General features: G+C 47.7%; 25 protein-coding genes. 24 read left to right on the top strand and 1 reads right to left on the bottom strand.

Translation table 11 applies throughout. The features are described from left to right. Positions 1-78 precede the first annotated feature (78 nt). The 24 genes from IY568_RS03600 to IY568_RS03715 all read left to right on the top strand — a co-directional run bounded on the left by IY568_RS03600 (position 79) and on the right by IY568_RS03715 (position 23,512). Positions 79-1,026: an NAD-dependent epimerase/dehydratase family protein gene (locus IY568_RS03600; protein WP_125563849.1), complete on the top strand. Its 948-nt coding sequence runs from the start codon at positions 79-81 to the stop codon at positions 1,024-1,026. Further along, a complete protein-coding gene (locus IY568_RS03605) occupies positions 1,023-1,634 on the top strand; it encodes an SIS domain-containing protein (protein WP_125563851.1) in 612 nt (203 codons plus the stop codon). Before IY568_RS03600 ends, IY568_RS03605 begins: the two co-directional genes overlap by 4 nt. After that, the gene (locus tag IY568_RS03610; protein WP_125563853.1) at positions 1,627-2,616 is read left to right on the top strand and encodes a GDP-mannose 4,6-dehydratase; all 990 of its coding nucleotides are present in this window, start codon (positions 1,627-1,629) and stop codon (positions 2,614-2,616) included. The genes IY568_RS03605 and IY568_RS03610 overlap by 8 nt, the downstream gene beginning before the upstream one ends. Next, positions 2,594-3,286 carry a class I SAM-dependent methyltransferase gene (locus IY568_RS03615; protein ID WP_228553102.1) on the top strand — a complete coding sequence of 231 codons (693 nt, stop codon included), beginning with the start codon at positions 2,594-2,596 and terminating at the stop codon, positions 3,284-3,286. The genes IY568_RS03610 and IY568_RS03615 overlap by 23 nt, the downstream gene beginning before the upstream one ends. Before the next feature lie 7 nt (positions 3,287-3,293). Beyond that, the gene (locus tag IY568_RS03620) at positions 3,294-4,097 is read left to right on the top strand and encodes a transketolase (RefSeq protein ID WP_194866798.1); all 804 of its coding nucleotides are present in this window, start codon (positions 3,294-3,296) and stop codon (positions 4,095-4,097) included. Further along, positions 4,094-5,014 (top strand): transketolase family protein, encoded by a 921-nt coding sequence (locus IY568_RS03625; protein ID WP_194866799.1) that lies wholly within the window; start codon positions 4,094-4,096, stop codon positions 5,012-5,014. Before IY568_RS03620 ends, IY568_RS03625 begins: the two co-directional genes overlap by 4 nt. Then, positions 5,011-5,601 carry an HAD family hydrolase gene (locus IY568_RS03630; RefSeq protein WP_125563857.1) on the top strand — a complete coding sequence of 197 codons (591 nt, stop codon included), beginning with the start codon at positions 5,011-5,013 and terminating at the stop codon, positions 5,599-5,601. Before IY568_RS03625 ends, IY568_RS03630 begins: the two co-directional genes overlap by 4 nt. Further along, positions 5,598-6,593: an aminoglycoside phosphotransferase family protein gene (locus IY568_RS03635; protein WP_194866800.1), complete on the top strand. Its 996-nt coding sequence runs from the start codon at positions 5,598-5,600 to the stop codon at positions 6,591-6,593. Before IY568_RS03630 ends, IY568_RS03635 begins: the two co-directional genes overlap by 4 nt. 80 nt (positions 6,594-6,673) lie before the next feature. After that, entirely contained in the window at positions 6,674-8,497 is a 1,824-nt protein-coding gene (locus IY568_RS03640; RefSeq protein WP_164517624.1) for a hypothetical protein, read from the top strand. After that, on the top strand, positions 8,494-9,525 hold the full coding sequence (locus IY568_RS03645; RefSeq protein WP_194866801.1) for a zinc-binding dehydrogenase: 1,032 nt from the start codon (positions 8,494-8,496) through the stop codon (positions 9,523-9,525). The genes IY568_RS03640 and IY568_RS03645 overlap by 4 nt, the downstream gene beginning before the upstream one ends. Before the next feature lie 24 nt (positions 9,526-9,549). After that, the gene (locus tag IY568_RS03650) at positions 9,550-10,512 is read left to right on the top strand and encodes a radical SAM/SPASM domain-containing protein (RefSeq protein ID WP_049863686.1); all 963 of its coding nucleotides are present in this window, start codon (positions 9,550-9,552) and stop codon (positions 10,510-10,512) included. A gap of 6 nt (positions 10,513-10,518) precedes the next feature. Further along, on the top strand, positions 10,519-11,661 hold the full coding sequence (locus IY568_RS03655) for an FkbM family methyltransferase (RefSeq protein ID WP_228553103.1): 1,143 nt from the start codon (positions 10,519-10,521) through the stop codon (positions 11,659-11,661). Positions 11,662-11,700: 39 nt separating this feature from the next. Beyond that, a complete protein-coding gene (locus IY568_RS03660; RefSeq protein WP_194866802.1) occupies positions 11,701-12,984 on the top strand; it encodes a hypothetical protein in 1,284 nt (427 codons plus the stop codon). Beyond that, a complete protein-coding gene (locus tag IY568_RS03665; RefSeq protein WP_125563869.1) occupies positions 12,974-13,753 on the top strand; it encodes an AAC(3) family N-acetyltransferase in 780 nt (259 codons plus the stop codon). Before IY568_RS03660 ends, IY568_RS03665 begins: the two co-directional genes overlap by 11 nt. Then, positions 13,750-14,286: a WbuC family cupin fold metalloprotein gene (locus IY568_RS03670; protein WP_125563871.1), complete on the top strand. Its 537-nt coding sequence runs from the start codon at positions 13,750-13,752 to the stop codon at positions 14,284-14,286. Before IY568_RS03665 ends, IY568_RS03670 begins: the two co-directional genes overlap by 4 nt. Continuing rightward, positions 14,270-15,214, top strand: a complete 945-nt coding sequence (locus IY568_RS03675) for a Gfo/Idh/MocA family protein (protein ID WP_194866803.1) — start codon at positions 14,270-14,272, stop codon at positions 15,212-15,214. The genes IY568_RS03670 and IY568_RS03675 overlap by 17 nt, the downstream gene beginning before the upstream one ends. Then, positions 15,211-16,431, top strand: a complete 1,221-nt coding sequence (locus IY568_RS03680; protein ID WP_125563875.1) for a DegT/DnrJ/EryC1/StrS family aminotransferase — start codon at positions 15,211-15,213, stop codon at positions 16,429-16,431. The genes IY568_RS03675 and IY568_RS03680 overlap by 4 nt, the downstream gene beginning before the upstream one ends. Before the next feature lie 17 nt (positions 16,432-16,448). Continuing rightward, complete coding sequence (locus IY568_RS03685; RefSeq protein ID WP_125563876.1) at positions 16,449-17,723, top strand: class I SAM-dependent methyltransferase; 1,275 nt, start codon at positions 16,449-16,451, stop codon at positions 17,721-17,723. Further along, positions 17,704-18,765, top strand: coding sequence for a Gfo/Idh/MocA family protein (locus IY568_RS03690; protein WP_194866804.1), 1,062 nt, complete (start codon positions 17,704-17,706; stop codon positions 18,763-18,765). The genes IY568_RS03685 and IY568_RS03690 overlap by 20 nt, the downstream gene beginning before the upstream one ends. Continuing rightward, positions 18,744-19,628 carry an SDR family oxidoreductase gene (locus IY568_RS03695; RefSeq protein ID WP_125563879.1) on the top strand — a complete coding sequence of 295 codons (885 nt, stop codon included), beginning with the start codon at positions 18,744-18,746 and terminating at the stop codon, positions 19,626-19,628. Before IY568_RS03690 ends, IY568_RS03695 begins: the two co-directional genes overlap by 22 nt. Then, positions 19,616-21,079: a PfkB family carbohydrate kinase gene (locus tag IY568_RS03700; RefSeq protein ID WP_125563881.1), complete on the top strand. Its 1,464-nt coding sequence runs from the start codon at positions 19,616-19,618 to the stop codon at positions 21,077-21,079. Before IY568_RS03695 ends, IY568_RS03700 begins: the two co-directional genes overlap by 13 nt. Before the next feature lies 1 nt (position 21,080). Continuing rightward, positions 21,081-21,791, top strand: a complete 711-nt coding sequence (locus IY568_RS03705; protein WP_125563883.1) for a nucleotidyltransferase family protein — start codon at positions 21,081-21,083, stop codon at positions 21,789-21,791. Between the two features lie 64 nt (positions 21,792-21,855). Next, positions 21,856-22,533, top strand: a complete 678-nt coding sequence (locus IY568_RS03710) for a class I SAM-dependent methyltransferase (protein ID WP_194866805.1) — start codon at positions 21,856-21,858, stop codon at positions 22,531-22,533. Beyond that, positions 22,523-23,512, top strand: a complete 990-nt coding sequence (locus tag IY568_RS03715; protein WP_194866806.1) for a GNAT family N-acetyltransferase — start codon at positions 22,523-22,525, stop codon at positions 23,510-23,512. Before IY568_RS03710 ends, IY568_RS03715 begins: the two co-directional genes overlap by 11 nt. On the opposite strand, the gene IY568_RS03720 is transcribed toward IY568_RS03715, so the two are convergent. Then, on the bottom strand, positions 23,509-24,885 hold the full coding sequence (locus tag IY568_RS03720; RefSeq protein WP_194866807.1) for an FAD-dependent oxidoreductase: 1,377 nt from the start codon (positions 24,883-24,885) through the stop codon (positions 23,509-23,511). The genes IY568_RS03715 and IY568_RS03720 overlap by 4 nt on opposite strands. Position 24,886: the final 1 nt, after the last annotated feature.

Raw genomic sequence — 24,886 nt, forward strand, 5'->3', positions numbered from 1 at the left:
TGACACCTGCATTTTAGGCACGATATTTGCGTTAGCATTGTCATACCGGGTGATTAAAATATTCAAAAAGAGAGAAAAATGAGCAATAAAACCGTTTTAGTGACCGGTGCCACCGGATATAAGGGCACGGTATTAGTACCTAAGCTGCTCGCCAAAGGCTACCAGGTTATCGCGCTGGACACCCAATGGTTCGGTAACTTCCTGCCTGAACACAAAAACCTCACTGTAATTAAAGGTGATGTGCGTCATACCTCAGACATCGAACTGAGCGGCGTGGATAGCATTATTCACCTGGCCTCTATTGCCAATGACCCATGCGGTGACCTGGACCCCAAACTGACCTGGGAAGTGAGCGCACTGGCCACAATGCAGCTGGCAGACAAAGCGAAACGTGCCGGTATCAAGCAATTCATTTACGCCTCTTCAGGCAGTGTCTACGGTGTGAAAGATGAAGAGCAGGTCACTGAAGACCTAACTTTAGAGCCCATCTCAGAATATAACAAAACCAAAATGGTCGCCGAGCGTGTGCTACTAAGCTATGCCGACGATATGGCTGTACAAATTGTTCGCCCTGCCACCGTATGTGGGTTGTCACCCCGTCAAAGACTGGATGTATCCGTCAATATGTTGACGATGCAGGCACTTGAAAATGGCAAAATCACCGTTTTTGGTGGTGCGCAAGTAAGGCCAAACATCCATATTGACGATATTACTGACCTGTATATCTATATGCTGGAACACCCAGAGAAAACCAGTGGGGTGTTCAATGCAGGCTTTGAGAATATCTCCATCATGGATATCGCGAACATGGTAAAAGCTCAGGTGGAGTGCGACATTGAAGTGACACCTTCAAACGACCCAAGGTGTTACCGCATCAACTCAGACAAACTCCTTGAGACTGGCTTTAAGCCAACTAAAAATGTCGCCACTGCGATTGAAGAGCTGATCGCCGCGTATCGCGCAGGCCAGTTAAAAAATGAAGATCGCTTCTATAACCTTAAATGGATGCAGCGGGAAGTATTATGAGCAAGCAACAAGGCATCGTCGCCCCAATCCCTCGCCGGGATCCCATTGTCGCCCTAACCGAAGACTATGTGCATACACTGAGTCAGGTGCTGGCACAGCTCGATGGCAATGAAATTAAACAGTTGGTCAGTACTTTACTGGATATGAAAGCCAAAGGCGGTACCTTGTATTTATGTGGTAATGGCGGGTCTGCGGCCAACGCCATCCACCTTGCGAACGACTTTACATTTGGTGTTCACCCTCAAGGAGATGCCCTCAAAGTTGAGGCGCTGGCAGCAAATAGTTCAGTGTTAACTTGCCTCGGCAATGACATCGGTTACGACAACATTTTTGCCCATCAACTTAAGGTAAAAGCAGGTAAGCACGATGTGCTGATGGTGCTCTCAGGTAGCGGCAATTCAGGCAATATCATTCGTGCTATAGAGCAAGCTCACTTGCTCGGTATGCATACCGTCGGGATACTCGGTTTTGATGGTGGTAAAGCCAAGCCACTGGTCGACCAGGCATTTCACTTTGCGATCCAGGACATGCAGATCTCTGAGGATACCCAAGTGGTGATCGGACATATTTTAATGAAAGCCCTTTATCAGGAGCTCAATCATGGCTAATGCGCCAATCCTTGTACTCGGTAGTAACTCCTTTTCGGGCGCATCGTTTTGCGCCCATTTACTAAAACAAGAACATTCAGTGCTGGCTGTCAGCCGCTCAGCAGAACCCCATAGCGCGCTATTGCCCTACAAGTGGCAGGCAAACCAGCCAGACTTTCATCAGCTCGACCTGAACCACCAGTTGGACGACATCATGGCGCTCATCAAACGCCATAAAGTCAATACTGTCTATAACTTTGCTGCACAGAGTATGGTGGGACAAAGCTGGCAATATCCAGAACACTGGTTTATGACCAACGCTGTCTCGACCATCAAGCTGCATAATCAGCTCAAGGACCTAGATCACCTGGACAAGTACGTGCATATCTCCACGCCTGAGGTCTACGGTAGCTGCGAAGGCCTGGTCCAAGAGCACAGTAACTACCAACCGAGCACTCCTTATGCGGTGTCTCGTGCTGCAGCAGATATGAGCTTGCATACGTTTTTTGATGTCTACAAATTCCCTGTACTATTTACCCGTGCAGCGAATGTGTATGGTGAAGGCCAACAACTTTATCGCATTATCCCAAGAACCATTTTGTTTGCCTTGTTAGGTAAGGTATTACCCCTGCACGGCGGCGGTCACTCTACCCGTTCATTTATTCATATCGATGATGTGTCAGATGCCACACTGAAAATAGGCAATCACGGCACACTGGGCGAGACGTATCATATTTCGACCGAGCGCATGATCACCATTCGCGCATTAGTTGAGCTTATCTGCGACATGCTGCAAGTGCCCTTTGAACAGGTCTGCGCTGTCACAGAAGACCGCCTCGGCAAAGATGCAGCTTACCTGCTGGACAGCAACAAGGTCCGCTCAGAACTCAACTGGCAGGATCAAGTCTCGCTGGAAAACGGCCTGGAGCGCACCATCGCCTGGGTGAAACAGTACCAGAGCGAACTTGGCACATTACCCCATGACTACATTCATAAAGCGTGAGATCCCCATGTCCGGACAAGAAATCGATTTATTAAGAAATTACCCTAAATCTAAGCGCGATACCAAAGGCCGCGCCAACGTAATCACCGAAGCGGACCGTGAAATTGCCAGACAATATGGCAAGGACTTCTTTGATGGCGATCGTACCTATGGTTATGGTGGCTTTAGTTACTTCCCCCGTTTCTGGCAACCCGTGGTACCGGATCTCAAAGCACACTTCGGCCTCGATGCAAGCTCCAGCCTGCTAGACGTGGGATGTGCAAAAGGCTTTATGCTGTATGACCTGCAACAGTTGATCCCAGGTATGACATTGCGCGGACTGGATATTTCAGAATACGCATTGGAACATGCCAAAGAAGAAGTCAAAGATCTGCTGACGCAAGGCAACGCCAAAGCGCTGCCCTACGAAGACAATAGCTTTGATGTGGTGATGTCAATCAACACCATTCACAACCTGGAAGAAAATGAATGTGCCATGGCACTGCGTGAAATAGAACGCGTCAGCCGTGGCAAGTCTTTCATTACCGTTGATGCTTATCGCAACGACGAAGAAAAAGAACGCATGATGGAATGGGCACTGACTGCCAAGACGATTATGCATGTGGATGACTGGAAACAGTTCTTCCGTGACAACGGTTACACTGGCGATTTTTATTGGTTTATTCCTTAGGCATATTATGACTTTGAACTCCATCGCAGCGCAGATACGTTACACCCTGTGTGACGTGTCCAGCCAGACTAAAACACCGCATCTGGGCAGTTGTTTGTCCTGCGTTGATATTCTGACAGTATTGTACTGGCGTACAATGCACATCACGCCCAACGAGCCAGACAACCCCGAAAGAGATTATTTTTTACTCGGTAAAGGGCATGCCGCCAGCGCACTTTACACCACCCTCGCCTATCGTGATTACTTTTCTCCCGCCGCTCTGTATGAACATGGCCAGACAGGTAGCCAGTTTGAAGAGCATCCGGGAATACATGCCCCCGCTGGTGTAGAAACAGTCTCAGGCTCTTTAGGTCATGCATTATCTCTGGCAACCGGAATGGCACTGAGCACCCAGCTCAAGGGCGCTAAAAACCGATTTTATGTACTTATGGGCGACGGTGAAATCAATGAGGGCACTGTCTGGGAAGCTGCGATGTTTGCAGCCGGCAAGCGCTTAAGTAACCTGGTTGCCATTGTCGACTTTAACAAGTTACAAGGGACTGGTGAAAGTACCAAGATTATGCATCTGGAGCCGCTTGAAGAGAAATGGCGTTCATTCGGCTGGCATACAGTACGCGTCGATGGTCATGACCTCAGTGCGCTGGAACAGGCTTTAGAAGCCGCAAAATCCATCCAACAGCCTGTGTGCATTGTTGCTGATACAGTAAAAGGCAAAGGCGTGTCATTTATGGAAAATGACAACAACTGGCATTACCGCATTCCAACTACAGAAGAAGTAGCGCACGCAAAACAGGAGCTGGGAGTATCATGAGAAACGCGTTTGCACGAGTCCTGACTGAGCTTGCTAAAGACGACACATCGCTGTTGCTCTATTACGCTGATATCGGCAATCGATTGTTTAACCCCTTAAAGGAGTTTGCCGAAGATCGCACCATCAATGCTGGAATAGCCGAAGCCAATATGGCCTCAATGGCCGCAGGCAGCGCGATGATGGGCCACAAGCCTTTCATTTATACTATTACTCCGTTTACCACGTCACGAAACTTTGAACAGATCAAGATTGACATAGCCTATCAAAATCAGCCTGTGATCATCGTCGGTACCGGCTCTGGCTTGTCGTATGCCAACCTGGGCCCGACTCATCACTCATTCGAAGACATTGCCCTGATGCGCGCCTTGCCAAATATGCACGTGATCTGTCCGGCTGATGCCTATGAACTTGAACAACTGATGCCACAGTTGATCGAGCTCAATGCACCCTGTTACTTCAGAATTGGTAAAAAGAATGAACCAGCAGTCCACGAAGGTAAACCTGCACTTACCTTTGGCAAAGTGCATGTCATGCGCCCCGGTGAACGCATTGCGGTACTCAGTACCGGCACCATTATGCCACTGGCGCAAGATCTAGTAACTACATTGAACGAACGTGGATTATCGCCTGAACTGGTGAGTTTCCACACAGTAAAACCGCTCGACGAAGATTACCTGAACGATGCCATGACACGGTTCGACCATGTGATCACACTCGAAGAGCACAATGTCAGTGGCGGCTTTGGTAGCGCCGTTTTGGAGTATTTTAGTGAGCAACCAAACTGGCCACGGGTTCACCGTTTCGGGATCCCGGACCGCTTTATTGATCAGGTGCATTCCACCACGGATGCCAGGGCTAAAGCAGGCCTGACTGTGACTGACATTATGAATACCTTATCAGAGCGAGGTGTGGTGTGATCATAGGTATTGATTTTGATAACACCATTGCCAACTACACCGGCGTGTTTTATCGCGTCGGCTGTGCGCTTGGCTGGCTACCTGAGTCGGTTGGCCAGAGTAAAAATGAAGTCAAGCAGCACTTTATCAGCCAGGATAACGAAACCAGATGGACTGAGTTACAAGGCATCGTTTACGGCAAAGAAATTTCTCAGGCACAACCTTATCCGGATTGCCTTGAGACACTCAGAAAATGGCGTAAACAGGGACATACTCTCAAGCTTATTTCGCATAAAACACGCTATCCCATCATAGGTGAACGCGTCGATTTTCATGTCGCTGCCACCCGCTGGTTAGAAGACAATGGTTTTGTGGGCACACTCGATGCCCCGCTTGAAAAGTCAGACTTGTTTTTCAACGAAACCAAAGAAGACAAGCTTTTATGTATTAGCACGCTTGGCTGTGAACTGTTTGTTGATGATCTGGAATCCATATTCAACCATGATTTATTCCCCGCTCACTGTAAAAAGGTGTTATTTAATACCAGGTCTGGCGACCCGGCCTTAGCACCTGTTAAGTTCTGGTCTGATATTCCGGATAAGTTATGATAAATGATGCGGTGCGCCATTGGTTAGAAGACGTGCTGGGCACGGAAAACTTTACTATTGCCTCACTTAATGGCGGCGCAAATAATCGCGGTTATGAGATTGTGTCAAAAGGCACAAGTTGGTTTCTAAAATCTTTCTCGCCCAACCACACGCAATCGAGTCATAAACTTGCCAACGAATTTGGTTTTTCGCAGTACTTATGGCAAAACGGCGTCACATCTGTACCAGAACCCATTGCTTGCAACGCACAAGCGTATGTCAGCCTTTTTAGCTTTATTCAGGGTGACCCCGTCACTGAGGCAAAACCCGGTTCAGTCAAAGAAGCTCTGCAATTTCTTGAGCACATTAATGCCATTTCTCAGCCCAGAGCACACTTGAATATCGCGTCGGAGAGCCCCGACTCCCTGTATGGGTTTTATAGCATCATTGAGAAACGACTGGCCAGATTTCAACCGCAACAAGATAACCGGGCCCTCAAGACTTTGCTGCAACAGATCCAGACTCGGGCGAACAAGCTGCTCTGTCACTTGCCCGCTGGTGCTAAGACCACTCAAACAAGAGAGGTGTTATCACCTTCCGACTTCGGCTTTCATAATGCATTGCAAACGAGCCAGGGCATAGTCTTCTTCGACTTTGAATATGCAGGCATAGATACCAGCTGGAAACTCTTGTGTGATTTTTTCTCACAACCGGCGGTACCTGTTGACCTCACCTCCCTAGATATCTTCTTCGCCAGTCGTTTGTTTGAGCATGTCCCGAGCCAAAAGGATACTTTCCTGACAATATTAGAACTGACTCAGTTGAAATGGTGTTTAATCATGTTAAATGAGTTTATTGGCGATGTACAAAGTCGCCGTCAATTTTCATGGAACAAAAATTGCTTAAAACCTAGTGAACTAGAAGAAATAAAGGTCATGCAATTGATTAAAAGCCAAAAATATTTTGCATCAATTGCATCGAACATCGAGTCAGCAGCCAGCTTGTGTGACTGAAATGCATGAAGCTATAAGTCCCAGTGCTGAGCGTGCACCAAGGCATTAATACTTGCCCTATCGAGAAAATGAGGAACACTATGTCTGAAATTACCACGAGATTTGAAATCGTTTATCGAGAAAACAATTTATCAGACAGAGACTATTATGTTTATGGTTCGGGCGGCGGCGGCTTGGATATCCTGCGTTATATTGAAGAAAAAGGCCTGAGAGCCCCACTTGCAGTCCTCGACAGAGAGGCCAAAGCTGAACCACTAGAAGTACTTAGTGCTTATGAGTTAAAAGAAGTCGCACATCCTGTTGTGGTGTCTTCCATTTCTTTTTACGGCGAGATTAAACATGCCCTTGTTAAGCACAATGCGCAGTTTAAATCTCAGTTGATCCCACTCATGCCCTACAGCGAGAATGTGACGAACAGGCTCTATATCTCAGAATCTGCCTGGACTGAATATCAATCATTAGCAGAATCCTCATACAGAAAAAAGCATGGCTGGACAGGCTCTCAATTGCAGCAGCAGGGGTTTTATATCGGGGTGTCAGATGAAGCATTTGCCGACAGCTTTCGCATTTTATGTGACACATTGCCACAGCAACATCACACCCTAGAGTCAAGCCGACAAGATTTTGACTACTTCTCTAACGCGTTAGGAGAGCAAAACTCAGATTTACAACGGCTTGAGATCACTACTGAAGCACAGACCTTGATCCAGCATTTTCTGGAACAACATTATGATGAAATCGCAGAGCAACTCGGAAGCCACTGGAAAGTCGTCAATAGCCGCATCACTAAACTTGCCAAAGTGTTAAATTCCAATGTCGGCTCAAACAAGCTGCACTTGGATAACATGCCAAAACCGGTGAAAAAGATTTTGCTTTATATTACCCCGCCATCTGCTAACACAGGCTCAACCATGATGGAGCTCGAGGATGGTAGTCAGGTGACGGTTGAAGGCCCACAAGGTACTTTTTTGCTCTTTCAAAACAGTCGCCTCAAGCATCGCGGGCTGTCTACAGACAAACTGAACAGACTGGTATGCGAACTCACTGTGGCGACCAATCAATACAAAGACACTCAGGTCCGTAAAGTCGGTTTAGTGTCTGAGTTTCCTTATAAACCCTGGCAACGTTGTGGGGCATACAAAGTCAACCTGGGCGGCGGCGCAAACTTTAATGGTGAAAACTGGATATGCTACGACGAATGCGACGGAGCCAACATAGAGCCAATTAGCTTTACACCAGACACCCGTTTGCCCAACTCAGATCACAGTTGTAGCTTAGTCTACTCGTCTCACTTCTTTGAGCATATCAACCATGAAACACTGGCCAATTTGCTGACGGAAAGCTGGCGGATCCTGCAACACGATGGCGATCTGTTAGTTAAGATCCCGGACTTTGATTCAGCAAGGGAGGCAGGTCTCAATGGCGACATGGAATATTTTGATCAGTTCTCACAGTCGAAAGCGCTATTACAGTGCTGGCAAAAGTATGATGTCGATCCTGATTGCGCGCTCTCTCATGCCGCAAACGTTATTACCAGCTTCTGGGATGCAGACTACGGCCACCTATACAAAAATCAAACATCCAGCCGCGCAGGTTACTGCGGACCCGCTAAGCTTTCCAGTGCGCAATACGCTGAGATTCTTAAAATAGAATCGATAAACGAGATTTCAAAGATTCTGACGCAAAAAGTCCGAGCGACTGAGAGCGACTTTCAGTTCAACCATCAAAATGCCTGGACTAAACAAGAGTTTATAGATCTGGTATCCGATTTTGGCTTTGAGCTTGTTTCCACAGATTATGAACTGCTCGAATATGCCTTCCCGGATGTCCCAGACTTCGAGGCACACAAGCCAATCAGTAACTATTACTATTTTAAAAAAATTGCCAATAAGGGGAAGTCATGAAAGCCGCTGTTTTATTCAATACCGGTGAACCTCTGGAAATCATCAACGGCATTCAAATGCCCGCGCTGACGCGAGGGCAAGTGCAAGTGAAACTCTTGTACAGCGGACTGTGTCATTCACAGCTAATGGAAGTGCAAGGTGGCAGAGGTGAAGACAAATATTTGCCCCACTTGCTCGGCCATGAAGGAGTCGGCATTGTCGAAACCATAGGTGAAGGTGTCACTAAAGTATCGCCCGGCGATAAGGTCGTTATAGGCTGGATCAAAGGTGACGGGCTGGATGCACCTGGTGGGAAGTATCCTCATGAGGATTACCTGATTAACTCAGGCAGCGCGACCACGCTATGCGAAAAAACCATAGTTGCCGAAAACCGGCTGGTGACCTTACCTGACGACTTCCCGGAAAAGCTGGCTGTGCTGCTGGGCTGTGCCCTGCCGACCGGATTAGGCTTAGTCTTTAATGAACTGCAGCCCCTGCCAAACAGTACTCTGGCCGTTTTTGGTCTCGGCGGGATAGGTATGAGCGCGTTGATCGCTGCAAAGCTGGGTCAGCCTCGTATGCTAATTGCCGTTGATGTAACGGAAGAAAAACTCGCGATGGCAAAGAAGCTTGGTGCAACACATACCATTAATGCGCTAGAGCAAGACCCCGTTGCGGCGATTCAGTCACTTACCGATGGCCAGGGAGTCGAGTACAGTATCGAAGCATCTGGCCAAACTCGCACAATCGAGCAAGCATTTGAATCGGTCAAAGATGGTGGCGGGCAGTGTATTTTCGCTTCTCATCCACGTGATGATGAGAAGATTTCACTGGAGCCGCACGCATTCCATCGAGGGAAATCTATTCGTGGTAGTTGGGGCGGTGCCAGCAGACCGGATGTCGATATTCCCAAATTTATTGCGCTGTATAACGAAGGAAAGCTTGAGCTGGATGACCTGATAACGCGCACATACCCGCTAGAGGACGTCAATACTGCACTGGACGACTTACACAACAAAAAAATCATACGCGCGTTGATAGAGATTTAATCGTGATCCGTGTCGGAGGTAAAGATGAGCAAGTATAAGCTACCACTGAAACCCTACCCCAACAGAGTACTGATGGATTTGAGTTCAGACTGTAACTTAAAGTGCCCCATGTGTGTCGTTCATGGCAACACAGACGATCCAAAAGTGCTGGAAATCATCAAGAAAAATATGAAGGTAACGGACGCCAAGCAAATTCTCGATGAAATTGAGGGTCATACAGAAACAATAGGACCCGGACTGTGGAGTGAGCCCCTCATGGGCCGTGATATTTTGATGCACCTCAACAGCATGAAACGTAGGGGTTTCAAAATATCAATGAACTCAAATGGCCTGCTGCTCAATAAGAAAATGGCCGCCAACCTGGTTGAAATCGACGTTGATAGCATTACGGTCAGTGTCGACTCTACGACAAATGAAACGCTCAGCAAAATTCGTGGTGTCGAGAAACTGGAAAAAATTGAACAGCATGTTAAGCAACTATTGGCTATTCGTGGAGATGCGCCTTCACCCAGGATCGGGGTGTCGTTTACAAAGCAAGCTGAGAATCTGCATGAAGAAGCAGAGTTCATTGAAAAGTGGACCCAGATCGTTGACTTCGTGAGAATTGGGGAAGTATTTGAGGAAGGTAAATTTCCGAATATAGAAATAGACCAAAGTAAACGCATTCCCTGTGCTGAACTATACGAAACAATGACAATCCACACGAACGGAGATGTCTCAATTTGCTGTCTTGATGGGTTTAAAGATGTGGTGGTCGGTAATGCGGTCCAGGAAGGCGTTAAAAACGTCTGGCAAGGCGAGAAACTCAATGAAATTCGCAGACACCACGAGAATGGCGACTGGGACAAAGTGCCGTTTTGCAAAAATTGCGACCGTTGGGCTTCGAGCCAATATGAAGAGCGAACGGAAGGTAACCTCCTGATACGTAAGTCTGCCGAGTTTACTTTTTATAATCGCCTGGACAGATTAAATACGTGGAAGAAATAGATTACTATGGACAATACGAAATATTTAGAATCCTTACTATGTGAGCTTGATGGTAAGCATAGCGACACACTGCGTGAAACACTCAGAGCGCAGAATGTCACACTTGATGAACTCCTCTCTCAGCCTGTCACTATCGTAGGTGCGGCTGATGAAGGGGTCCGATTACTGAGTATCTTTGAGTCACTCAATGCACAAGATGTCCAGATTGTAGATATGAACCAGGCAAAGATAGGCCAGCTGGCGCATGAGCAGCATCGGGTTCAGTCATTTTGTAAAAGCAACATCGAATCGCGCCACGTGATCCTGGCAACACACAGAACCTGTAAAGCCTACAACACCTGTAAAGAGATGCATGCCAGCTCAGTGAACACCTTTATGCATCTTCAGTTGCTTTACCCACAAACCTTCGAGCCGCACTTTTTCCATGAAAACATGCTCGAAACCCTGCTGAACAATGTATCAGCACTCAAAGCGTTGCAAGGCAAACTGGCTGATGATTTATCTCTTGGCGTGCTGGCTTCTTGCCTGGATTATCGCCTGCATGGCGACCCCAGTGTCATGGAGCCCCACATTGATTGGGAGTTGTATCTGCCAACGGGGATCGATCTGTCTCGTTTTGCCAGCCACTATGTAGATTGTGGTTCTTTCGACGGCGACAGTGTTGCCTTGCACATCAATCGCTATCCAGACATAGTGAAAGGCGCATATGCCTTTGAACCCGACCCCGCCACATTTGCACGGCTGAGCGAAAATATGGCCCACTTTGGCTTTGTTGAGTGTGTCAATAAGGGCGTCGGCAACAGCGTGACTAAACTGGGCTTCTCTGCAAATAAAGACAGGGCTTCACTGTTCTCAGAAACAGGCGAATTAAGCATTGATATCACTACGTTAGACAGTGAACTAACTCACTTCGCGCCAAGCATGATAAAAATGAACATCGAAGCATTCGAGCCCTTTGCTTTGGAAGGCGCCACACAAACTATCCAGCGTAACTTGCCGCTGCTGGCCATTTCCGTTTACCACCAGCCTGAGCATATTTTTTCATTACAAAAGCAGGTCGAAGACATTGCGCCAGGCCGCTACCAGTTTTATTTAAGGCAACATGATGGCGGTCTGGTAGAAACGGTGCTGTATGCAGTTCCGCTATAAACACAATCACTACAACGCATTTATTTAAGGCATTTGATTATGAACTCTCCACAGGTTGTCCTGTATGGCATCAATAGCGTAACTAACACGTTACTACAGTCCCACCCGGATGCTATTTTTGCAACCACTCAGGGTGGTGGCACTTATCACAACAAGCCTATCCTTAGCCTCGAAGAGCTCAGTGCACAGTACAACACCCCGGGCATTCAGATCATCATTTGCTCTATGTTTGTGGACGACATTGCCAATGCTCTGGTAGAGCATGGGTTTTCACTCTCAGCAATCTATTTTTATAATATTACTCACTGTAAAGTATTAAGCTGTGAAGACACCATTCGAAAGTCCGGAAGCACAGAGCAAACACTACATGTCGTGTATGATATGAAGGTGAACCTGCCCTGTTACGATGCGCTGAGCTTTGCCGCCGTCGCCGAGGCAGAAAGGATTAAGCGAAAGCTCAAATATATTCACTTTTATATGCTTTCCGCTAATCCCGGCGGCAATAAGTTATCTTTCGATGCCAACTACACAGAGGACGACAGAAGTTGGCGTATCGCCAATATCGTCAAGCCCATTTTTGAGAGCCTGCCTTCGTATATTGGCTGCAGTGACATTATCAATCGAGCAGATCTTACACCTACAATGGCGGGTAAATTAAACCTATTTCCCGAGGATATTCTGACCACTCAAGCAGGTGTAGCCCATGGCTTGCTCAAGCTTGAAGAATATTATAACAATGGGATCCCAATGCCAGAGTTAAAGGTGCAACCCGCAGCGGCGAGTATGGTCCAAACACTGCTGGATCATTGTCATGCACAAAATAAAAAACTGGTCACCCTCACCTTAAGAAACACGCCAACACACCCCGAGCGAAATACCCCTGTAGGCCCCTGGATAGAATTCCTGCACTCGCTCGATACTGACACCTACTTTCCGGTGTTGCTAAGAGACACCTCTGAATGTCTTAATGCAACGCCACTGAGTCAGTTGGCTTTTGAAGTACCTGCAGCAACAATCAGCTTTGCATTGCGTATCGCTTTGTACGATGCAGCTTACATCAACCTGAGCTCGTCTGGTGGCCCCAGTTTTGCCTATTACTTTTTAAAAGGGTGTTCCTCAATACGTTACTCACCGATTGATGATAATCACTTTGCAACGGCCAGAAATACGCTGGAAACGGCAGGATTCAAAATCGGAGAAGAACAGTTTTTTGCACAAAATGGGCTTCACCAAATCCCCTTTGAAGTCGAAACATTCGAGTCGATACAGCAAGCCTTTAATCACCAATGCCAGATGTTGGAGTGCAACACCTATGAAGTTTGATCAGTGGTTAATGACAACTTTATTGCAACCTATGGGAGTCAAATCCACAAGTACACTCATGGTACACAGTGCATTCAGTGGCTTGAGTAAACAAGGTGTTCAGGCTGCTTCGTTGTGTGAGTTCTTGCTTAATTACGTACATCAGGGCAACGTCATTATGCCAACGATGACCTGGCGCACCGTCACGCAAGCACAAAACTGCTTCGACGTTAAAGCAACCCCGTCACACACGGGTATATTGTCAGAGCTATTCAGAACACAATTTGCGACCCACAGAAGTTTACACCCAACCCATTCGGTTGCAATTGCCGGACCTGATGCAGAGTATTTAACGCAGGGGCACCACCTCAACCCGGGACCCTGCTCCGATTCAAGCCCTTATGGCTTGATAGAAAACTCAAAACTAAAAGACGACGCATATATTTTGCTGATTGGGGTAGCGCTTGAAAGCTGCACCTATATACATTACTTTGAAGAACACTTTAACTTTGATGCGTTTTTGCAAAGTAAGACAGAGCATTATCGACTGATACAAACTAACGAAGAGGTAGTTGAGTACAACGTGCATCGCCACACACGTAGCGTCAGGGACTTTCATCAATTTGGTAACGCACTGCATAACATGAACGCGTTAACAGTCGCCCTATTCGGCGACACGCCAATAACGTTGCTCAAAGTGCACGCCCTGTCTGAGGTTGTCCGGGCTGAGTTCGAACGCTCAGCACTGGCAACGCTGCCCTGCCACTCATATATGCAAAATACACTATGAAACAGCCACACTCTGCGACCAGTGCCGGTGCTCAGTACATTCAGGCCCCCATTATACAGCTCACAACAAAGCACCTGACGGAACTAAAAACGCTAGCAGCCAACGCGCACAATGGTCGCTTCAGATACTGTCTTCATGAGAGCCATGAAGCAGCCATTCAGGAGATGATCATCTGCCTGCATGGAATGAGTTACTTTCCTCCTCATCGTCACCCTACCGGGGTCGTAGAGTCCTATCACATGATTGAGGGGCAGATGGACGTATTTACGTTCGACGATGCGGGAAACATCATTGGTAAAACAGCCCTTGCACCGATACATGCTTCAGATGAAAATAAAGTGTTCTTTCATAAAGTTACCAGCCCTTGTTATCATACCGTGGTACCCAGGAGCGACTACGTTATTTATCATGAAGTACTGACAGGCCCATGGGTCCCCGACTATACAAGCCAGACAGCGCCTTTTTCACCTGCTCCGGAAGATAGTGCTGCCGTGGATAAATTTATCAGAGAGTTAAATGAGTTCCGAGTTTAAAACCGTTAGAGTGGCTGTTGTTGGGATTGGCAGCTGGGGAAAAGCAATCGTCAAAACACTGCGTAATGAAGTGTCTGATGTCCAACTTTCCCATGTTGTTACCAGTAATAGTGAAGTTGCCCCCCTGCTCCCGGAGCAGACTAAGATATTGGCCAGCTGGGATGAGCTGGTAACCCACAGTGATGAATTCGATTGTGTCGTCGCAGCACTGCCACCGCACCTTAATCTGCCGCTAGCGCAGTTGCTGTTGCCTCTGGGTATCCCACTATTTATGGAGAAGCCGCTCGCCTTGTCTGCACAGGATGCGCACACAGTTTTGTCTTTGGCGACACGCCATCAGAGCATTGTGCATATTGACCACATAGATTTGTATAATCCGGCCGTGGTTGAGATTGCGGCACGTCTGAACTCGCCGGTCACTTCTGTCAGCGGCAAGATAGGTGCAGCCTATCCTCGCCGTGCGATTATGCGCCCGCTTTGGGAGTACTCCCCACACTTTATTGCTGCCAGCCTTAAACTTGTCGCGTCTCGGCCGATAAGTATATCAGCCTGTTACGATAACATAGCGCCTGAGCTGCAAGACCAGACGCAAAGGGAGCTGGTTACTGTCACTATCCGCTTCGAAAATGGCGCACAAGCGACCATCCAGGCTGGCAACGGTATGATCAACAAAACGCGCATGCTAACAGTCTCTGCGACAAATCAGCAGTTCGAATTCGTTGACCGAGGTACCGTGCCACTAAAAGAAAATAATAAAGAAATCGCGGTCGATCCGACATTGCCCCTGGCAAAATCTCTGGCCCACTTTGTCAACAAAGTACGCACAGGCGACAACAGCCTGACAGATTTTTCTGAGGGCATCAGGGTCATTGAAATTCTGGAAGCCGCGGATCGCGCACTTGACGAACGAAGAGAGGTAAAATTGTGAGTCATAACCTCAATGAACTGGCTTTGTACGGTGGAAGCCCCGCTATTAGCGCCCCCTTCCCTGCGAGGAAAGCCTTTGGTCCAGGTGAAGAGCAAGCTGTCCTGGCGGTGCTTGACTATTATCGGGAGCGGGATGAAGACCCCTGTTACCGGGGCCCGTTTGAGACCCAATTGTGCAGCGCCTTCTCTGACTATATGGGTGGCGGCTACAGCGTCGCGGTAGCGACTGGCACTGCGTCCGTCTATGTTGCATTGGCAGCACTTGAACTGCCTGCAGGCAGTGAAGTCATTATTTCACCGGTGACTGACGCAGGCCCTCTCAATTCAATTATCATGCAGAATTTAGTGCCTGTTGTCGCAGATGCTGCGCCAGATAGCTTCAATACCAGCTGGCCACAAATCGAGAAAGAGCTAACAGAAAATACACGTTGTATCATGCTAGTACATTGTGGCGGTCTGCCTGTTGCTGACACTGAAGTTATTGTGGCAGAAGCGCGTGCTCGGGGCATTAAAGTACTGGAAGACTGTGCGCAAGCGCCCGGGGCCAGATTAAATGGCCAGCTAGTCGGTACCTTTGGTGACATTATGGCCACATCCACTATGTACCGAAAAAATATCGCTTCGCCTGGCAGCGGAGGTCTGGTATTTTGTCGCGACCAGGATTTATACCATAGTGCACTTGCACATTCTGACCGTGGCAAACCGCTATGGTCTGATGAATATGTCGAGCGTAATCCGGCACAGCACTTATTCCCTGCTTTAAACTGGAACACGAATGATTTCAGCTGTGCGGTGACGCTGGCCTCTTTACAACGCCTGAACCAAACCATCACAGATAGAACCCGTGCCATGACGCAATTACGAGAGGCAATAAACAGTCATTCTGATATTTGCAGTATTACTGCCTGGCAAGGTGACCCTTCTCCGTTTTTCATCCAGGTGAAAATCGATACTTCAAGGTTAAATGTCGATAAACTTGAGTACTGTCAGGCTCTGGTTGCCGAGGGAGTACCGATGAATCCGGACTACAAATTCCTTGTTGCGGATTGGCACTGGTCACATGAACATTTTAAACAGCAACCGGTCACAACCCCCAATGCGACTCATGCCCGGGATACCTCATTTAATCTATACGTTAATGAAAACTATGACGCGTCGCACGTTAGCATGATTGTGGCTGCGATCACTAAAGTTGATCGCTACTTTCGCCACGCCTAAATCAAAGAGTACTGTACATGAATAAAATCACTCAACAATTAACTCAACTGCGCGATAACTGTCGTCTCTGCCTTAGCAAGGATGTTCAGGTTGCTATTCCCTTTAAGCCGACGCCGCTTGCAGAAAAGTATGCACAAAACAAAACTGACGCCTCTGCACCTGCATTACCCGTTGATTTGTACATTTGTAATGAATGTGGTCACGTGCAAATCCTTGATGTAGTCGACCCGGAATACCTGTGGGCTGATTATACCTACCATTCAGGCCAGACTCAGGGGATCATTGATCACTTTAAAGACGTGTCAGAGCTGATCCTCAATAAGTATGGGCCACTTCCGCAGCCCTTTGTGCTGGATGTAGGCAGTAATGACGGCACCTTCCTAAAGTGCTTTAAAGAAAAAGGCTTCAAAGTGTTGGGGATTGATCCTGCCAGCGATATTGCCGCTCAGGCGACCCGCAACGGTATCGAAACTATCGCGGATTTAATGACAGCCGAAAACGGACAAAAAATCGTTGCCCAACACGGTCAGGCCTCTTTGGTGACGGCATTTAACGTATTTGCACATGCCGATGAAATGCGAGATCTACTCAAAGGTATTGCAACAACCCTGGCGGATGATGGTTTATTTGTATTTGAAGTATCCTACCTCAAAGACATCATAGACAAGATGCTCATTGGTACCATCTTTCATGAACATTTGTGTAATCACTCTCTCAAACCTATGATTAATTTCCTCGCGACGGAAGGGCTGGAAGTGATCCACGTCGAACATGTCTCGATTCAGGGAGGCTCCATCATAGGATTTGCGCAGCATAAATCAGGTCCTCGCCCGATTCAGCCATCAGTTGCACAGATGATTGAGGAAGAAGACGCCAGCGACTTGCACAGTATGACCACAATGAATGCATTCGTTGCACGTTTTGACGCCATGAAGGAGCAAGCCAAAGCCCTAATCGCCGAACGCCAGCCAGGTGTCATTGCGGCTTATGGTGCAGCGCGTAGCGGCCCCATGCTGCTAACGCAATATGACATTGGTGCGGATATCACAGAAATCTACGACGATCATTCACAAAAGGTGGGACGCTATACACCGGGAGACAGTATTCTGGTTGAGCCAACGGCAAAGTTAATGGACACAATGCCGACATTGACAGTCATATTAGCCTGGATCCATGCCAAAGCCATTGTCAAAAAGCACCTGGATTATCTTGAACAAGGTGGTGCGTTTTTAACCTTAACACCGCAAGTTGTACTGATCACGAAAGAGAACTATGCAGACTTCATCAGCTAAAATAAAACTGGGCTTCATTGGTGCCGGCTTCATAGGACAGGTCGCGCACATTGAAAACTATGCGCAGCTCGACGACTGTGAGCTGTATGGTATCGCGGATCTACGTCCAGAGCTGTTGACACAAGTTGCCAGCAAATTTGGTTTTAATAAGACCTATGCCGATCATCATGCACTGCTTGAGGACGATGACATCGATGCCGTTATTGTGGTAACAGCACGTGCTCACACCGTACAAGTCGTCAAAGATTGCTTGCTTGCCGGAAAACATGTATTCAGTGAGAAACCCATGGCAGGTAACAGCAAAGATGCAAGTGCATTGGTCGAGCTGGCTAAGGCCCGTCAGCTCGTTTACTGCGTGGGTTACATGAAAAGATTTGATGCAGGCGTTATCAAAGCGAAAGCCCTCTTTTCTCAGCTGATCGACAGTAAAGAACTAGGTGAATTACTGCAGGTCAACGCGCACTGCTATATGGGCGACAGTTATTGCAAAGCCGGTGGTTATATTCACTCACAGCAGGCACGCCCGCAAATGCCCGATGAGGCTGACTTTGCACCTGAGTGGCTCAATAGTGAGCATCGTCCCCTGTTCGCGCGTTATGTCAACGTTCACTCTCACCTGTTGAATTTACTCAGGTATTTTCTAAACTGTGACATGGATGTAGAGTACTTTAACTTTTTGTCGGCAAAAGCCCATGTGTGTGTAATGCGTACTGATCGCCAGCTTGTCACTTTGCATACGGGTGAAGTAGATCAGAAAGACTGGCAGGAACAGTGCACATTTGTGTTTGAACATGGTCAGTTGCAGGTTTCTTTGCCGCCGGCGCTACTGCGAAATGTGCCGGCACAGGTGGAACTGCAACGCAACGGTGAGATCGCGGAAAAAACACAGTATCAGGCTCCCTGGTCCTGGGCATTTAAAACGCAAGCTCAGGCGTTCCTTGAGGCACTGAGACAGCAGAACCTTAGCAGCCCTATCGCTGCAAGTGAAGCACTTTCCGACATTCAACTTGCAGAGGAAATATGGCAGAAGATCAGCAATTAACACCGATTATATTTGGTGCCAGTGGGCTGCTGGGTAGCCACTTATATCGCCACTTCGTTGCAACACGACCGAATTCGATTGGCACTTACGCACACAACCCACAACCAGGTATGCAACAGTTTCGGCTCCAGGATAATACACTGGCCGATCTAACGCTGGATACTTCATGCCAGTACATTGCCATTATTTGTGCTTCACTCACCAACATTGGTGCAATTAACGCAGCGCCGGAAAAAGCAGCTCAGGTGAATGTGGAAGCGACACTTGCCTTAATCAAGGAACTCCATCAACAGCAGATCCCGATTATCTTTGTTTCGACAGATAACGTTTTCACTGGTGATACGGGGTATTACTCTGATGACAGCTTAGCGCCAGCAGTATCGGAATATGGCAAGCAAAAACGCCACGTAGAAAATGCCCTCATGTCACTCACTGACGGTCAGGCCTGTGTCATAAGGCTGGCAAAAATCATAGGCAACCCGGGCGCAGATGGTACTATTCTCAATGATATCGCAGGCCAAATAAGCTCCGGCGACCCTGTAAGAGCTGCCACGGACTTGATTTTCAACCCTACCGATATCATGGATATTGTCAGCGCCTTTAACTTGCTAGTAGAGCAAAACGCCAAAGGGTTTTATAACTTTTGTAATCCACAATCATATAGCCGCTATGATTTGGCTGAGATGATGGCAAATGCATTACAAAGTGACACTGTGCTGTGCCCAATCCGTTTTGCCGAACTGGACCCCAACGCAAAGCGCCCGCTGAATACAACAATGGTAAACTCCACTCTCTTCTCCGAGTTCGATTTTACGTCTGTACACACCTGTATAGCATCCGGTATAGCGCAATGGAAAAAATGATACCAAAGCCAAAACGTGTATTAGTACAGGGCAATTTTGATGTGCTGCACCCGGGCCATATCAGACTACTCAACTTTGCCCGAGACTGTGGTGATGAGCTCATTGTCGCAATCAATACCGATTCAGCGATGACCGTAAAAAGCCGCGTTAAGGAAAAGCACCGTTTAGAAATTGTGCAATCACTTGAATGTGTTAACGAAGCCTTTTTGACTGATCAGACACCCGAACAGGTTGTACAGCAACATCGACCTGCCATTGTCGTCAAGGGAAAAGAGTTTGAAACCCGTCACAATGCCGAGTTAAGTGCATTGCAAGAATATGGGGGAAAGCTGGTTTTCGGCTCTGGTGAGTTCGAGACTAATGCCGACCATTACATTCGCCGCACCACCTCAGTGGGGCGAAACTTTGACTACCAGGAAGCCAAGCAATTTGCACAACGTCATGAAATAACACAAGCGGATTTAGTCAGTCTGTTTAACAACATGCGTGCCTTACGTGTACTGGTAATTGGCGAAGTCATCGTAGATGAGTATGTACAAGGAACAGCGGTTGGGTTATCGCAGGAAGACCCAACGATTGTAATGACCCCAAATCGTAAAGACAGGTTTCTTGGTGGCGCTGCTATCACAGCAGGACACATCAAAGCACTGGGAGCCAAAAGTGTGACACTGGCCTCTGTACTGGGCGAAGATAATACGGCCTCCTACGCCACTGAGAATATCTCAGAGTACCAGGTTGAGCCGCTGTTCTTTACCGATCCAAGCCGTCCGACTCCGCTTAAAACCAGGTACCGGGCTGGCAACAAAACGCTGTTACGCGTTAATCAGGTCAGACAGCATAAGATTGCACGAGAATTACAGGAACAAATCTACAGCGCCATCGAGAAAAAGCTCGATACCACAGATCTGCTGGTCTTTTCTGACTTCAATTATGGCGTATTACCTCAGCCTCTGGTAGAGCGTTTAAGTGCCGCATGTCAGCTTCGTAACATTCGCATGGTTGCGGATAGCCAGACCTCTTCTCAGGTGGGTGACATTTCACGCTACTGTGGGATGGACTTGTTAACCCCGACCGAACGAGAAGTGCGCGTAGCACTGAATAATACCGATGATGGCCTGGTGATTCTGGCGCAAAAGCTCATCGAAAAGACACAGAGCCAAAATTTGGTGATAACCCTGGCCGAGGAAGGCATACTGGTGCATAAACCCGACCTGCCTGTGCAAAAATGGGAAAATGATCGCTTACCCGCACTCAACCCCAACGCCGTTGACCCAGCAGGTGCTGGTGATTGCTTGCTTGCGGCAAGCTCGCTGGCGCTGGTTGCGGGTGCCAACATATGGCAAGCCTGTTACCTTGGTAGCCTGGCAGCAGCCTGTCAGGTTGCATCACTTGGTAATACGCCTCTGTCATCTAGCATACTAGAAAAAGCCGTCAAGGACTCGTTCAGTTAAAATGAAAGCCATCTTACTCGCAGCAGGATTAGGTACGCGCCTAAAACCGCTCACCGACTCAACACCAAAGTGTCTGGTTCCCATTAATGAACAGCCTTTGCTGGGCCTTTGGATAGATAAACTGGTTCATCTGGGGGTAAGCGACATCCTCATCAATACTCATTATTTTAGTGAGCAGGTTGAAGCTTTTGTCGCAACCCACCCTCATAAAGCGCGTATTACACTGAGTTATGAACCTGATTTGCTTGGTACAGCCGGTACCTTGAGGCGTAATAGCGCGTTCTGGCGTGATGAAACGTGTTTAGTTATTCATGCGGATAATTACTGCCTCAGCTCGCTTCAGGCTATGCTCCAGGCACACCAACAACGTCAGGCACACACAGATGCAACGCTGTTGCTCTTTGAAACTCAAACGCCACAAAGCTGTGGGATTGTGAAACTGGATCAACATCAGGTTGTTCGGGAGTTTCATGAGAAAGTCGCAAATCCACCAGGAAACCTCGCCAGTGGTGCCCTTTTTATTTTTAGTCCAAAAGTATACGACAAGTACTTTACTCACTTAACACCCAATCATCATTATGAGTTGAGTGTGGATATTGTGCCGAATATGATCGGCAAGCTGCAAGGCTGGCTTGTTGACGACCATTACATTGATATTGGCACCCCTGAAAGTTACATTCAGGCACAGAGCTTAGTAAGCCGATTACGCTAATTAAATAACTACACTGGCTCAAACCTTGCTTAAAAACAGCATAGTTATTTCGAAGGATTTATATATGTCATTTTGTCAAAACTGGGACCAACTGTATCGCAACAATCAACATATGTCCGTATGGCCATGGAGTGAGATTGTCAGTGGTGCTTTGCGTAACACACGCCTGAGAGATGGCGATGAAACATTCACGATCCTGGAAGTTGGATGTGGCGCAGGTGCAAACTTTCCGTTTTTTCTGTCTTATTGTCCAACCGTATATGGCATTGATGGCAGTGACTTCATCATCAATGAACTGAAAAACCGCTTCACAGACATCGCCAACAACTTATATGCCGGAGACTTTACGCAACCTTGGCCCTTTGAGGCACAATTCGATTTAATTGTCGATCGAGGGGCATCCGTGCACAACCCTGTCAGTAGCATTCAGCGCTATCTGGACCAGGCATACGACACTCTCAAACCTGGTGGCGTGTTGTTAATCACAGACTGGTTTAGTACTGAGCACTCAGACTATGCAAAAGCACCGGAATCAATCGACCAGTACACCAAAACAGGTTACACCTGGGGGCCGTTTTCAGGGGTCGGCAATGTCAACTTTTTCGATGCTGAGCTTATCCACCAGCTCGTATCAAAATTTGAGATAGTCTCCCTCAGCCACTCTCAATCTAGTGAGTATGGCAGCGATGGCGTCCATGCGGCATGGAGTATGGTACTAAAAAAGCCCGCTCATGAAGAATAAGTTTAGTCTCGAACCATGTGAGCTGGACCAAAATTGGGACAGCTTCATTGCAACTTCCCCCCATGGCACCCCGTTTGTTCACAGCCAGTTTCTCGCTTTGCTGGACGTTAAGTATCACGCTTATTACTGTTGTAAGGGCAAAGAGAAAATTGCCGCGGTGCTGCTTATCGTAGATGAGCATGAACAACGTGCCATCGGTCATCATGATGTGATCCATGACGGGATTATGCATCGCAATATCGCTCACCTGAATCGCGCTCAGCGTCATTCGGAATTATTTGCCGCACAAGAGTATATTGCTGAGTACCTTGCCGACCGCTATGCTCAGGTGACCCTGAAGCTACACCCAGCCATCCAGGACATTCGCGCTTTTTTATGGGTTAACTACCACAACGATGGCCCTAAATATGCCGTAACGCCCCGCTATACGTCCGTGCTTGAGTTAGACGAGTTTACCGCGCCTTTATCAGCACTTGAGCACTCCGACAACTATAGCAATAGCTCGGTATCAAGACGACAGGAGATCCGTTACGGTTTCAAGAAGCAGGTTACGCTCAGTGAGTCTCAGGACTTTACTTTATTTGCTCATTATTACGGACTCACCATGGCTCGTCAGGGCATTGAAATTAGCCCAGTTCGATTGGATGAGCTCGCGGTGAGAATCAAAAGTCTAGCACAACAGGGCCTGCTCTGTATGTATGAGGCGCGCACCAGTAACCAGGAAATAGGTAGCTTTGCGACCTACTTACTCCACGGGGATACAGCCTATTATTTTTATGGAGCAAATCACCCGGAACTGAGGGACAGTCACACGGGCACAGCCGTGTTGTGGCAAGCTTTTCCACTGCTCGCCCAAAAAGGCGTGTCAAAGCTAGACTTAGAAGGTATTAACAGTCCCCAGCGGGGCTGGTTTAAGTTGAGCTTTGGCGGCAATGTCGAACCGTATTTTCACATCCGACTGGACAAAACCGACGTTTAATTTGCGTCGGTTGCCCGGATAATTGACTCGTACGCCTCAACCAGCACCTCAGCCTGACGCCAGCATTTACCACTAAAACGACCCGATACAACAACATTATCAACGCACCCTGTCAGGGTCTCGTAGTTCTGTTGATTGACAGCCTGGAACTCTGTGGTTGGTACGGGAAAAGTGTTATTAATCACCTGAGTCTGCCCGCTGACACATTGCGCTTGCGGATCGACAATGCCCATCGATTTAAGCTGTTCGATGATCTCAGATTCCGAAAAGGACTCCACCTCGTCAGGACTGCATAGTATTTCTGCGGATAAATGATGATGTTGATTTCTCCCGGTTAGATTAGGATACAAAGTCAGCCGAAAAATAGCGCTATTCGCATCCCAAACCCACAAATAATGCGACTTGTTGTCCAACAAAGGCAGGTCAAAGTTGAGATGGAAAATAAGCGCGGTGCGCAAAGTCACCTGGCCTCTGGCAGGTGTCAGACCCATCGCGCCCAGCGCGATAAAAGGAGGCGCACTCCAGAATAGAAAATCGCATGCTAAAGTACGCTCACTATTCGCCAAAGTCAGACTCGTCACCTTATTGCTCTGGTGAACTATCTTTGCAACACGTTCTGATGTGATGATTTCAACACCGGCCTGCTCTACACGCTTTTGCAACTGCGTGACCCAGTAACCAATCCCCTCCCCTGTCGTAGGGTAATAGTAAGTTACCTCACTCAGGTTATCCTGTTCTTTGCGCTGCTGAAAATCAGATTCCCGTTGATATCCCAGCTTAGCATCAAAAGCCGGCAACTGCTTAAGGGTTGCGGCCACATCAGCTGGCAGCGCCAAAATACGGGTAAAACCAAATAACCCCGCAGCCATGGTAAGGCTCTTCAGAGGTGCATCCTGCCCATACAGTTTGCGTAATATCGGCACAACAATGCTTTCTGTAAAAACAATACCCAGTGAATTGGCACAATACTCATAAATCAAGCCTGACTCTGGCAAGTCGGTATGATTGATAAGCTCTCCACAACCTTTCTGGTAGATATCTTGCGGGAGTTTAGATGCATCCGGAAATGGACTGTTCAAGTCCCAGCTACCAGCAAAGTAGTTCCCTGAGCACAACCTGGCAATTTTATGCCAGCTGTCAGTGTTTGCATCAGCAAACAAAATGTCATCCAGCTCCGCAACACCTGTTGCGTTGGGAATGTGTGAGCCCATATCATAAGCAGCGCCAGAGCTATCTTTAACAGAGCAAAATAAACCACCCACAGTGTCGGCCTGTTCAATCAGTACCACCTGATCAAAACGTTGTTTTAAAAGCACAGCCGCAACCATGCCACAAATACCGCCGCCAACTACAACGGCCTGATTACTCGCCATA

Source organism: Pseudoalteromonas sp. PPB1 (genome assembly GCF_015356275.1).
Lineage (GTDB): Bacteria > Pseudomonadota > Gammaproteobacteria > Enterobacterales > Alteromonadaceae > Pseudoalteromonas > Pseudoalteromonas rubra_D.

Coding starts and splice junctions, on each gene's coding strand:
- IY568_RS03600 (WP_125563849.1), top strand. CDS start 79: ATGAGCAATAAAACCGTTTTAGTGACCGGTGCCACCGGATATAAGGGC.
- IY568_RS03605 (WP_125563851.1), top strand. CDS start 1,023: ATGAGCAAGCAACAAGGCATCGTCGCCCCAATCCCTCGCCGGGATCCC.
- IY568_RS03610 (WP_125563853.1), top strand. CDS start 1,627: ATGGCTAATGCGCCAATCCTTGTACTCGGTAGTAACTCCTTTTCGGGC.
- IY568_RS03615 (WP_228553102.1), top strand. CDS start 2,594: ATGACTACATTCATAAAGCGTGAGATCCCCATGTCCGGACAAGAAATC.
- IY568_RS03620 (WP_194866798.1), top strand. CDS start 3,294: ATGACTTTGAACTCCATCGCAGCGCAGATACGTTACACCCTGTGTGAC.
- IY568_RS03625 (WP_194866799.1), top strand. CDS start 4,094: ATGAGAAACGCGTTTGCACGAGTCCTGACTGAGCTTGCTAAAGACGAC.
- IY568_RS03635 (WP_194866800.1), top strand. CDS start 5,598: ATGATAAATGATGCGGTGCGCCATTGGTTAGAAGACGTGCTGGGCACG.
- IY568_RS03640 (WP_164517624.1), top strand. CDS start 6,674: ATGTCTGAAATTACCACGAGATTTGAAATCGTTTATCGAGAAAACAAT.
- IY568_RS03645 (WP_194866801.1), top strand. CDS start 8,494: ATGAAAGCCGCTGTTTTATTCAATACCGGTGAACCTCTGGAAATCATC.
- IY568_RS03650 (WP_049863686.1), top strand. CDS start 9,550: ATGAGCAAGTATAAGCTACCACTGAAACCCTACCCCAACAGAGTACTG.
- IY568_RS03655 (WP_228553103.1), top strand. CDS start 10,519: ATGGACAATACGAAATATTTAGAATCCTTACTATGTGAGCTTGATGGT.
- IY568_RS03660 (WP_194866802.1), top strand. CDS start 11,701: ATGAACTCTCCACAGGTTGTCCTGTATGGCATCAATAGCGTAACTAAC.
- IY568_RS03665 (WP_125563869.1), top strand. CDS start 12,974: ATGAAGTTTGATCAGTGGTTAATGACAACTTTATTGCAACCTATGGGA.
- IY568_RS03670 (WP_125563871.1), top strand. CDS start 13,750: ATGAAACAGCCACACTCTGCGACCAGTGCCGGTGCTCAGTACATTCAG.
- IY568_RS03675 (WP_194866803.1), top strand. CDS start 14,270: ATGAGTTCCGAGTTTAAAACCGTTAGAGTGGCTGTTGTTGGGATTGGC.
- IY568_RS03685 (WP_125563876.1), top strand. CDS start 16,449: ATGAATAAAATCACTCAACAATTAACTCAACTGCGCGATAACTGTCGT.
- IY568_RS03690 (WP_194866804.1), top strand. CDS start 17,704: ATGCAGACTTCATCAGCTAAAATAAAACTGGGCTTCATTGGTGCCGGC.
- IY568_RS03695 (WP_125563879.1), top strand. CDS start 18,744: ATGGCAGAAGATCAGCAATTAACACCGATTATATTTGGTGCCAGTGGG.
- IY568_RS03700 (WP_125563881.1), top strand. CDS start 19,616: ATGGAAAAAATGATACCAAAGCCAAAACGTGTATTAGTACAGGGCAAT.
- IY568_RS03705 (WP_125563883.1), top strand. CDS start 21,081: ATGAAAGCCATCTTACTCGCAGCAGGATTAGGTACGCGCCTAAAACCG.
- IY568_RS03710 (WP_194866805.1), top strand. CDS start 21,856: ATGTCATTTTGTCAAAACTGGGACCAACTGTATCGCAACAATCAACAT.
- IY568_RS03715 (WP_194866806.1), top strand. CDS start 22,523: ATGAAGAATAAGTTTAGTCTCGAACCATGTGAGCTGGACCAAAATTGG.
- IY568_RS03720 (WP_194866807.1), bottom strand. CDS start 24,885: ATGGCGAGTAATCAGGCCGTTGTAGTTGGCGGCGGTATTTGTGGCATG.